Source organism: Aurantiacibacter spongiae (genome assembly GCF_003815535.1).
Taxonomy (GTDB): domain Bacteria; phylum Pseudomonadota; class Alphaproteobacteria; order Sphingomonadales; family Sphingomonadaceae; genus Alteraurantiacibacter; species Alteraurantiacibacter spongiae.
Map to the genome: position 1 here is coordinate 2,836,929 of NZ_RPFZ01000001.1, position 10,929 is coordinate 2,847,857.

Sequence of the window (10,929 nt, forward strand, 5' to 3'; positions counted from 1 at the left end):
GACCGTCTAACTTCCCGAGCCAGGCCCGTAGGTGATCTCGACACGGCGGTTCTGCAATTCGCGAACCCCGTCAGCGGTCGGAACACGGGGCATGCTTTCGCCGAAGGCTTCGCTCGAAATTCGCGCGACTGGGACGCCGCGGCCCGTCATGTAGGCGCGAACGGACGCGTTGCGACGTTCCGCTAAGCCCTGGTTGTAGGCGACCGTACCCGAACGATCGGTGTGGCCAGCGAGCATGACCCGCGCGGTACCGCAATCGCCGTAGGCGGTGAGGGCGGAGTTCAGCACCGTCGCCGCTTCGGGCGTGATGTCCGCACTGTCCCAGTCGAAAAAGACGATGTACGGCCCCTGATTGCACGGTGCCGCCGCAGGCGGCGGCGGGGGTGCGGGGGGCGCGGGCGGCGGCGGTAGCGGGGCGGTCCTTGTGGGCGGCGGCGGTGATGGCGGCACCGCGGTTCTTCCGCCGAAATTGAAAATGATGGTTCCCAGCACCGAATGCGATACGAAGTCGGCGTTGAACACCCGGTTGTTGCTGTCACTGACATCGAGACTGTCGACCCGGTGGTACTTGTATTTGACGGACGTATCGATCCGATCGGTCAGCGGCGCTCGCACCTGCGCGATTCCCTGCCAGGAAAAGCGCGCATCGTCGTCCTGCAGAAAACCGGGACTGTTGGCGAATGCCGTGACATCAGAGAAGTTGACGCGGGAAACGCCGATACCGCCGCCAACCGAGAATGTCAGTGCGTCTTCGTCTCCAAAATCGAGCAGCGCGTTGACCATGCCACTCATGACCTCGACCTTGCCGTTCGCATCGTAGGTCCCGAAAGCATAGACGTAGCTGTTGTCGGAATTGAGGCCGCTCGGGACCCCTATCGTCCCGGCATCGAGACTCGAAAGGTCGAACGACTTGTAGGCCCCTTCGAGCTCTATACGCACCGGTCCCGCATCGTAGCCGATCACGCCTTCGCCTTCCCAGCCGAGGTCGGTATCCAGGGAAGCGAGGCCGCCGTCGGAATCGTTGAATTCGGTATCCTCGGCGGTTCCGATACCTGCGCCGAGGCCGACATACACCTGACCGTCCCGCGCTGACGCCGGCGAAGCAAGTGCGAGCGCGGCAGTCGCCGACAAGAGGCCGATCATCAATCTGGTCATGCGAGCTTCCCTCATTTGCGTGGCCATCTCTTCGCGGCCGCCCTCCGGCGGTGTAGGCGCCAATTGCTACCGTGCAAAGTCATCGACAGTCGATCTCGCATCGCATTACAGCAGGCGAAGCTGGCCCCCATTTTCCGGCGGACGGAAGTTTCCGCAATCGAGTTCGAAGCGCACCTTGCGGATTTTCGCGCGGCGACAGGCGAGGCGGAACCGTGCGCGAAACAGGTCCGCCCAGACGCCGCTGGGGCGCAGGCGAGTGAAGAAATCCGGGTCGTTGTCCTTTCCGTTGCGGATCGAGCGCACGATCCCCATGACCTTTCCGGCCCGTTCGGGAAAATGCACGTCGAGCCACTCACGAAACAGCGGCGCGACCTCATGTGGCAGTCGCAGCGGTATCCACCCGATTGACTGCACGCCGAGCGCCGCCGACCGGCTGATGATTTCCTCCATGAAACTGTCGGTTATCGCGGGTATGACAGGCGCGATGGAGCAATGGGTGGGTATTCCCGCCCGCGCGAGTTCACCAAGCGCCGCCAGGCGCTTCGCGGGAGCCGCAGCGCGTGGTTCAAGCTTTCCAGACAGTACGGGATCGAGGCTGGTAACGGAAATCGCAATGGCGACCAGGCGTTTCTCAGCCATCTCCTGCAAGAGATCGAGATCCCGCAGAACGCGATCCGATTTGGTCGTGATGGTGACGGGATGGCGAGCATCGAGGCAGGTTTCCAGCAACTCGCGTGTGATCCGATAGCGGTTTTCTATCGGTTGATAGGGGTCGGTATTGGTCCCCATCGCTATCGGCCTGGGTCGATATTTGGGGCGCGCCAGCGTCTCGCGCAGCAGGCGGGCGGCGTTCGGCTTGGCGAAGAGTCTGGTTTCGAAGTCCAGCCCGGGCGAAAGGTCGTGATAGGCGTGGGTGGGCCGGGCGAAGCAGTAGACGCAGCCGTGTTCGCAGCCGCGATAAGCATTGATCGACCTGTCGAAAAAGATGTCGGGCGACTGATTGAAGGACAGGATGGTCCTCGGTCGTTCCTCGGTCACCGTGGTGCGCAACTTCACCGGTGGACCGTCGAGCGCTTCCATCGCATCTCGCCAGTCGCCATCCGCCATCCTCTCCGCAAGGCCGAAACGCCTGGAAACGCCGGCGCTCTGCGCGCCGCGACCGCGGATGGGATCGCCGGACATGAGCGGAGTTTAGGAAAGGGCTAGAACATTACAAGAACAAAACGTCTCTTCATCCTTGTGCGATCTGCAATGTCGCCCCGCCAAGCCACAGGCCGAGCAGCAGCACCGATTCCCATCCGATGCCCCCCGGACCCTGTCGTTCCCGCCGCAGAAGTCCCAGCAGCAGGACGGCTGTCATCAGTGCTACGAGAGCCATCCAGAACACGGCGCGTTCGGATATGGCGTTGTAGATGCTGCCCTCGCGGTAGGCGACGTCGCTCGCCGCCACGAACAGCGCGTCGAACATGTTGCCGCCGATGATGCCGCCGATCGCCAGTTGCAGCGCGCCCCGCCGGACCGCCGCGATGGTGGTCACGAGTTCTGGCAAGGAGGTGACTATGGCCGTTCCCAGCGCGCCGACCACACCCTGCGAGATGCCGAACCGCGCCGAAAGTTCCAGCCCGGCGGTGCCCACTACCCATCCGCAACATCCCACGATCAGAACGAGCCCGGCGAACAGAGTGGTCAACAGCCAGGTCGGGCGCGGATCATCTTCCTGATCCTCTTCCTCTTGCCGCAGCGCCGCCGTCTTCTTGGGTCGCCACATCGGATCGAGCTTGATTTTGTGAGAGTTGTGCAGACCGACGAGATATACCCCGACCAGAACGGGACTGAGCGGATTGACGCCCAGTATTGCGAATGGCGGGGCGGCGTAAGCCATGATCGGCAGGACTATGAGAATAATAAGGACACTCGCCTGTCCCAGGTTGACCGCGCTGGCACCGGCATGTTCGAGGTTGACCTTGCGATAGGCTATGTCGGCCAGCGCCAGGAACATCGTCTGCGCCGCAATTCCGCCCAGTGCGTTCGAGACGGCCAGTTCGGGCGCACCGCTCGCCGCCGTGCTTACCGAAGTGACAATGCCCGATATGCTCGTTCCCGCGCCCAGCAGGATGGAGCCGATAAGCGCCTCGCCGAGACCCGTCCGGTCGGCGAGCGTATCGGCGATGCCGGCCATCTTGCTGCCGAACCAGGCGATCGCGACCGCGGAAATGGCGAACGCGGCAAGCAGCGTCGTCGTGTCGAAAGCTGCGATGTGCGGCAACGGCCTCCCCCTCGGCTATCACGGAACAGCGATACAGCCGGACTAGCGTTCCCGCAGTCGGGGTATCAGTTCGACGAAATTGCACGGACGGTTTCTGGCGTCGAGCTGCTCGGCCAGGATACGGTCCCAGCCGTCCTTCACCGCGCCGTTGGAACCCGGCAGCGCGAAGATATAGGTGCCGCCGGCCAGAACTGCGCAGGCACGCGACTGGACGGTAGAGGTGCCGATGGTTTCGTAGCTGATCCAGCGGAAGAGTTCGCCAAATCCCGGAATATCCTTGTCCTTGATCCGGTCCAGCGCTTCGGGTGTGACATCACGGCCGGTCAGGCCCGTCCCGCCAGTGGTGATGACGACATCCACGCCGCCATCCGCGATCCAGCCGCGCAGGCGGTCGGCGAGCAGATCGGCATCGTCGCGCACGATATCGCGCGCTGCCAAGCCATGACCGGCGGCCGCGATGCGTTCCGCCAGAATGTCGCCGGACGTGTCGTCCGCGAGCGTCCGGGTGTCCGAAACGGTGAGCAGCGCGATCTGCAGCGGGAGGAAGGTCCGGCTCTCGTCGATCGCCATCAATCGCCCCCGGCCGACATGTAGACCCGTCCGTCGTCGGATCCGTGCGTTTCGGGGAACATGGGCCAGTCGTTCTGCGCCAGCGAATGCCGCGTGGGAGACGCGGCGTTAGCCTGGCGTTCGTACATCCAGTAGTTGCGCGTCACGATGGAGACGTATTCCCGCGTTTCCCAGTACGGGATCGCTTCCATGTACAACAGCGGATCGCCCTCGTCCTGCACCTCGTACTCCCAGCGCCGTACCGGGGTCAGTCCGGCGTTGTAGGCCGCCATGATCTTCGGCAGGCGCCCCTGCGTGGCCGGGTCGCGCGCGACCATCTGGAGGTTGCATTGTCCGAGGGAAAGGTTCGTGTCGGAATCGAACGGATCGATCGCGCTCGCTGGGCGGCCGACGCAGGCTGCATGCTGGCGAACGGTGGCGGGCGTGATCTGCATCAGCCCCTGGGCGTTGGCGCCGCTGACGGCGCTTTCGCGAAAGGCCGATTCCTGGAGAATATGCGCGAATGCCAGCCCGGGATCGATCTCCCAGCCCCCGAGAGGCGCGACCTTCGGGGCGGGATAGTAGGATGCCGGGTTGGCCTGCGTGCCGACCGGAGCGTTATACGCCATGAACAGCTGGGTCTGGGGAAAGCCCAGTTCACGAGCGAGTCGCGACAGCGGTTCGTAATCCGAAGGGTCGGCAATGCGCGCCTGGTGCAGCAATACCTGGCTGGCCAGCACGTCGCGCCCGATCTCATCGAGCGCGACGGCGATCTGCACGTTGCGGTTGCCCCCCAGGCGTCGCCAGTCCGCCGCCGTGAAGTCGGCATTCTCGACGCGTGTCGGAAGGGTCCGGCCGGTCTGTTCCGCGGCGAGCATGCCATACAGCGTCTGGTCCATGACCGCCGCATCGTTCAACAGGCGCGCGCTGAGTTCCGGCTGGCGGCAGCGCAACGCGGCGCGCGAGGCCCAGTAGAGCGCGGCGGAGCGCAGTTCGGGATTGATCGCACTGGCCGCCGAGCGCTGGAACGCGCCGCTCGCCGTTTCGCAATCGTCGAGCCGCCAGGCGGCCAGGCCCGCCGTCCAGTCGCCTTCCGCCACCCACGCGCCGCTTCCGGCCCCGACGGTCTGCGCCATGGCGAGCGCCTGTGCATCCATGTTCTCGATGAAGTAGCTCCACGCCACGCGCTGCCGCCATTCCGCGCGCGCCGCGGGGCTGAGCGAATAGTCCACCCCGTCGAGCAGCATTCGCGCGCCGTCCGGATCGTCGTTGACGATGCGATCGAGGATGGCCTCCTTGATCTCGGCCGGCATCGTGCCGTCATTCGTTTCCGCAGGGCGCGTGCGCCGCGGGATACTGCCCTGGGACACCAGATCGCGCGCATAGGGCAGGCTGTAATCGCCACTCAGTCCGCGTGTCTGCCCGAGGCGGACCAGCTGCGCTGCCTGCGGCAGGTTGCGCCCGGTCTGGAGCCATTGCTCGATCTGCCAGGCCTCGACCCGGGGCGAGCCGGGCGCGGTGTAGAGTTCGGCCCGCGCGACGTCGTGCAGCAATCCGGGCTCACGCTGGGCCAGCAGCGCTTCGGCCCCGGCCCAGTCCTGCCGGTCCAGCGCAGCGAAGACCTGGATGTAATAGGCGCGCTCCTCGGCGGATAATTGCTGCGGCGTCGCACGGTCGTAGATGCGCGCGGTGAAGTATGTCCGGGAGGTGTCCTGCGCCGCCGCTGGCACGGTCAGCATGCCGGCCAGCAGGGCGCCGGCGATTGCGGAGGAGGTCAGTTTCATGCGCAAGCTTTCCATTCGAGAAGGCGATGCCACAGCCGCGCCCGCTGGCGGGCGTGGTCGAGCAGACGTTCGGGGGCGAAGGTGGCAAGGGCCGGAACATTGCCTGCGGCGGTGAATCTTTCGGGCGCCGCGCTGGCGTCGTGACCGAGCAGCGAGGGCAGGCGGCTGCCCATCAGCAGGAGGCGCGAGGGGCGGGCAAGCGCGACGTGATGGGCGAGCGCCGTTCCCAGTCCCTGCGCCCCCAGCAGTTCCCAGTCGGGTAAGGCGATATGGGCGGGCAGGGCGCTCGCCCAATAGACCTTGTCCGGGGCGAAGCCGATGGACAGCGCGATGTTCGCGATGAGCGTTCCCTGCCGGCCCGATAGCAACAATTCGCCGTCCTCCGCCTCCGGCATCGGTGCCACGACCATCAGTTCCGAGCCGGATACTCCCCTCGGTCCAACCCGCCTGCGCCCCCGGGGAATGGCCGGGTGATCGGTTTCCAACCACCATGTCCGGAAGGCCTCGAGCGTGTCCGGCAGGTCTTCGGCACCGATGGAGGGCGGGGGCGGAGTCTTCACCTCGGACAGGGCGGCGACGCCGCGTTCGATCGCCGCGGCCTTGTCCCCGGACTCTTCGGACTCCAGCCAGGAATGCGGCTCGTCCACGAAGTCGCAATCCACGCCCGCGTCGCGCCACCAGTCGAGGCTGGCTGCGAACTGTCGTGCAAGAGAGCGTTCCAAGGATGTTTCCGCGCGGTTTTCCATGGGTTCGGGCCTCGCGCTCTTGACCTGTCGCGGCCCAGCTATCAAGTCCCATGACCATGAATGCAAAGCAAAACGGGGCAGGCCGATGAGCGAACGGGAATCGATGCCCGTCGATGTGGTGATCGTCGGCGGGGGCGTTGCCGGCCTTTCCGCGGCGATCCGCCTGAAGCAGCTGAACGAGGATTGCGAAGTCGTCGTGCTCGAGAAGGGCAGCGAGATCGGCGCGCACATTCTCTCGGGCGCGGTGGTCGATCCCAAGGCGCTCGACGAATTGCTTCCCGAATGGCGGGACATGGATTGCCCGATGGCGCAAACCCCCGTCACCGAGAACCTGCACTGGATGCTGAGCAAGGGCGGCAAGACCAGCCTGCCGCATCTGCTGATGCCCCCGCTAATGAGCAATTCCGGATGCTACACCGGATCGCTCGCCAATCTGGCGCGCTGGCTGGCGGAGCAGGCCGAGGCGTTGGGTGTCATGGTCTTTCCCGGCTTCCCGGCGTCGGAAGTCATGTTCGCCCAGGACGGCGCGGTCACCGGCGTCATCACGCAGGACATGGGCGTCGCGGCGGACGGATCGCACAAGGCCGATTACCAGCCTGGCATGGAAATCGAGGCGAAATACACGCTCTTCGCGGAGGGCGCGCGCGGCAACCTGACCAAGAAGATGAAGGCGCGTTTCGATCTGGAGGCCGATTGCCAGCCCCAGGTCTATGGCCTCGGCATCAAGGAATTGTGGGATATCGACCCGGACAAGCACGTTCCGGGAAAGGTCGTCCACACGCAGGGATGGCCGCTTTCCGAGAGCGATACCTGGGGCGGCGGTTTCATCTACCACCAGGCCGCCGGACAGGTCGCCATCGGCTTCGTGACGGCGCTCGACTACAAGAACCCCTATGTCTCGCCGTTCCAGGAATTCCAGCGCTGGAAGCACCATCCCGACATTCGCGAGATGCTGGAGGGCGGCAAGCGCGTCGCCTACGGCGCGCGCGCCATCAACGAGGGTGGCTGGCAGTCCGTGCCGAAGCTCGCCTTTCCCGGCGGCGCGCTGATCGGCTGCGCGGCGGGCTTCGTCAACGTGCCGCGCATCAAGGGCAGCCATACCGCGATGAAGAGCGGGATGCTGGCCGCCGAGAGCGTGGCTGCCGCGCTGGCAGAGGGGCGTGAGCATACCGAACTGGCCGATTACGATGCCAGTCTGCGCAATAGCTGGATCGCCGACGAACTGAAGAAGGTCCGGAACGCGCAGCCGGCGGTGGCCAAGTATGGCGGCGATATCGGCACCGTCCTGGCGGGCGCGGACATGTGGATGCGCACGCTCAAGATCGGTCTGCCGATCAGCATGAAGCACCACCGCGATTACGAGGTGCTGCAGCGTGCCGACCTGCACCAGCCCATCGCCTATCCCAAGCCCGACGGAGAGATCAGCTTCGACCGGCTGACCAGCGTATCCTATTCCTTCACCAACCATGCGGAGGACCAGCGCAACCACCTGCTCGTCGAGGACATGGACCTGCAACGCGAGAGCGAGCTGGGCGTCTATGCCGGCCCTTCGACGCGCTATTGCCCGGCGGGGGTCTACGAATGGGTGCGTGAAGACGGCGAAGAGCCGAAATTCGTCATCAACTCGCAGAACTGCGTCCACTGCAAGACCTGCGACATCAAGGATCCGAACCAGAACATCGAATGGACCACGCCCGAAGGCGGTGGCGGGCCGAATTACCCCAATATGTGAGGCCGTCCGGACACGGCGCGAGGGGTTGACGAAGTTGACACCGTGTCAATCGGCCCGCAGAGCGCGAACCCCGCGCATTCCCGCGGCGAACGGGCGGTCTGGCGAAGTTGACACGTGTGCGTCGTCAAAAAAAGAGCGCGGCGGAAAACGACGATTGCAAAGAGCCGCGAGCATGGTGTCGCGGGCGGACGGAGTAGGAAAGCGCTGATGTCCGCCGAGATCGCCTACGCCAAGATCAACCTCGCCCTGCATGTGCGCCGCCGCCGGGAGGACGGCTATCACGAAGTGGAGACGGTGTTCGCCTTCGTCGACGCTGGCGACCGGCTGACGGCACGCTCGGCCGAGGCGGACAGCGTGCAGGTGCTGGGCGAGTTCGCCGGCGCGCTCGACGATCCGTTCGGCAATATCGTCGCCAAGGCGCTGACGGCGCTGCCGCGAGCGGACGGCCTCGCGATTACGCTGGAGAAGAACCTGCCCGTCGCCGCGGGGCTGGGCGGCGGTTCGGCGGACGCGGGCGCGGTGTTCCGCATCGTGCGCGAGCGGCACGGCCTGCCTGGCGACTGGCGCGAGCGGGCGGCGCGGCTGGGCGCGGACGTGCCTGCCTGCGTCGAGAGCGTCACCTGCATCGGGCGTGGCATCGGGACGGAGATCGAGCCGGTGGAGAACGATCTGGCCGGAACGCCCGTTCTCCTCGTCAACCCGCGCGTTCCGCTCTCCACCGCCGAAGTTTACGCCGCCTGGGACGGTGCGGACCGCGGCCCCATGCCGACAGGTCCGGTGAGCGTCATCGCCGCGAACGGTCGGAACGACCTCGAACCGGTCGCGAGCGCGCTGCGGCCGGAGATCGGTCACTGTCTCGATTCCCTCGCGGCCACCGGACCCCGGCTCGCGCGCATGTCCGGATCGGGGGCAAGCTGCTTTGCGCTGTATGACAATGTCGCCGAACGCGATAAGGGGGCTGCCGAACTGGAGCGTGCCCACCCCGGCTGGTGGCAGATGAAAGGCAGTCTTCGATGAGCGAACCCGTCTTCCGCATGATCGGAGAAGCCCGGCGCGGCGGCATCGTCGCGGTGTGCGACCATGCTTCGAACTACGTGCCCGAGGATATTCATCTCGGTCTGCCGGATGCGGCGCTGAGCAAGCACATCGCCTATGACATCGGCGCCGCCGGCGTGTGCGAGCGGTTGGCCCGCCGCCATTCCATTCCGGCCATGCTGGGCGAGGTCAGCCGGCTTGTCATCGACCTTCACCGGGAGGAGGAGAACCCCGCTCTCATCCCCGAAAGCACCGACGGCACGCTGGTCCCCGGCAATATCGGCGCCAATCGCGAAATGCGGCTCGACCGGTTTCACAGGCCCTATCACAAGGCGATGGAAGCGTGGTTCGACGCGGTTGAGCCGGGCCTGATCCTGTCGATCCACAGCTTCACGCCCGAACTCGAAAGCCGCGAGGAAGACCGGCCGTGGGAGATCGGCCTGCTCTACAATCAGGATGACCGGGCCGCGCAGCATGCCATTCGGCTGTTCGGTGAACTGGGCTGCACGGTGGGCGACAACGAACCCTATTCGGGGCGCGAACTCAACGCCACGATGAACCGCCACGCCGAGGCATACGGACGCCCCTATTGCGCCATCGAGATCCGCAACGACCTGATCGCCAACGAGGGCGGCCAGTCGCGCTGGGCGGCAATCGTCGCCGACGTCGCGGGCCGGGTAAAGCTGGCCCTCGAGAGCGCCTGAGCGACACCGGGCCAAGCCGCGTTTGTCCGGGAGAAGGGATTTCCTGTTTCGATCGCGCCGCCGAATGCTTTATCGTGGGCGCGTTCCAAGCCCTTCGCCATCCGTCAGGACACGCCATGCCCGCCTATCGCTCCCGCACTTCGACCCATGGCCGCAACATGGCGGGTGCGCGCGGGCTGTGGCGGGCGACGGGTATGAAGGACGGCGATTTCGGCAAGCCGATCATCGCCATCGTCAACAGTTTTACACAGTTTGTCCCCGGGCATGTCCACCTCAAGGATCTGGGTCAGCTCGTCGCGCGGGAGGTTGAGACGGCGGGCGGTGTCGCCAAGGAATTCAACACGATAGCCGTCGATGATGGCATAGCGATGGGGCATGACGGGATGCTGTATTCGCTGCCAAGTCGCGACCTCATCGCCGACAGCGTGGAATACATGGTCAACGCCCACTGTGCCGACGCGATGGTGTGTATTTCCAACTGCGACAAGATCACCCCCGGCATGCTCATGGCCGCGATGCGCCTCAACGTGCCGTGCGTATTCGTCAGCGGCGGGCCGATGGAAGCGGGCAAGGTCGTGTTGAAGGGCAAGGAGATCGCGCTCGATCTGGTCGATGCGATGGTGGCGGCGGCCGACGAGAGGTATTCGGACGAGGAAGTGACCGAGATCGAGCGGTCGGCCTGTCCGACCTGCGGATCGTGCAGCGGCATGTTCACCGCCAACTCCATGAACTGCCTGACCGAAGCGCTCGGCCTCTCGCTTCCCGGCAACGGATCGCAGCTCGCCACCCATTCCGACCGACAGGGTTTGTTCGAGCGGGCCGGGCGGCTCGTGGTGGCGCTCGCCAAACGCTATTACGAGGAGGACGATGCCAGCGTCCTGCCGCGCTCCATCGCCAGTTTCGAGGCGTTCGAGAACGCCATGAGCCTGGATATCGCGATGGGTGGATCGACCAACAC

At 65.3% G+C, this 10,929-nt stretch carries 10 protein-coding genes; 4 read left to right on the forward strand and 6 right to left on the reverse strand.

The genetic code is table 11. From position 1 onward, the window contains the following. Window positions 1-6: 6 nt before the first annotated feature. From EG799_RS13800 to EG799_RS13825, 6 genes are all read right to left on the reverse strand, one after another. Window positions 7-1,155, reverse strand: coding sequence for an OmpA family protein (locus tag EG799_RS13800; RefSeq protein ID WP_123882465.1), 1,149 nt, complete (start codon window positions 1,153-1,155; stop codon window positions 7-9). A 105-nt stretch (window positions 1,156-1,260) separates the two neighbouring features. After that, window positions 1,261-2,337, reverse strand: coding sequence for a PA0069 family radical SAM protein (locus EG799_RS13805; RefSeq protein ID WP_123882468.1), 1,077 nt, complete (start codon window positions 2,335-2,337; stop codon window positions 1,261-1,263). Between the two features lie 49 nt (window positions 2,338-2,386). After that, complete coding sequence (locus EG799_RS13810; protein WP_234029168.1) at window positions 2,387-3,421, reverse strand: sodium:calcium antiporter; 1,035 nt, start codon at window positions 3,419-3,421, stop codon at window positions 2,387-2,389. 42 nt (window positions 3,422-3,463) lie between these two features. Continuing rightward, a complete protein-coding gene (moaB, locus tag EG799_RS13815; RefSeq protein ID WP_123882472.1) occupies window positions 3,464-3,991 on the reverse strand; it encodes a molybdenum cofactor biosynthesis protein B in 528 nt (175 codons plus the stop codon). Next, window positions 3,991-5,754: a transglycosylase SLT domain-containing protein gene (locus EG799_RS13820; protein ID WP_123882475.1), complete on the reverse strand. Its 1,764-nt coding sequence runs from the start codon at window positions 5,752-5,754 to the stop codon at window positions 3,991-3,993. The genes moaB and EG799_RS13820 overlap by 1 nt, the downstream gene beginning before the upstream one ends. Further along, window positions 5,751-6,476: a uracil-DNA glycosylase family protein gene (locus tag EG799_RS13825; protein ID WP_123882478.1), complete on the reverse strand. Its 726-nt coding sequence runs from the start codon at window positions 6,474-6,476 to the stop codon at window positions 5,751-5,753. The genes EG799_RS13820 and EG799_RS13825 overlap by 4 nt, the downstream gene beginning before the upstream one ends. Before the next feature lie 109 nt (window positions 6,477-6,585). On the opposite strand from EG799_RS13825, the gene EG799_RS13830 reads away from it, so the two are divergent. The 4 genes from EG799_RS13830 to EG799_RS13845 form a co-directional block, all read left to right on the forward strand. Further along, complete coding sequence (locus EG799_RS13830; RefSeq protein WP_123882481.1) at window positions 6,586-8,232, forward strand: electron transfer flavoprotein-ubiquinone oxidoreductase; 1,647 nt, start codon at window positions 6,586-6,588, stop codon at window positions 8,230-8,232. Between the two features lie 207 nt (window positions 8,233-8,439). Beyond that, entirely contained in the window at window positions 8,440-9,249 is an 810-nt protein-coding gene (locus EG799_RS13835) for a 4-(cytidine 5'-diphospho)-2-C-methyl-D-erythritol kinase (protein WP_123882484.1), read from the forward strand. Next, complete coding sequence (locus tag EG799_RS13840; protein WP_123882487.1) at window positions 9,246-9,971, forward strand: N-formylglutamate amidohydrolase; 726 nt, start codon at window positions 9,246-9,248, stop codon at window positions 9,969-9,971. Before EG799_RS13835 ends, EG799_RS13840 begins: the two co-directional genes overlap by 4 nt. Before the next feature lie 116 nt (window positions 9,972-10,087). Continuing rightward, window positions 10,088-10,929: dihydroxy-acid dehydratase domain-containing protein (locus EG799_RS13845; RefSeq protein WP_181950905.1), on the forward strand; the 842-nt coding region annotated here is incomplete at its 3' end.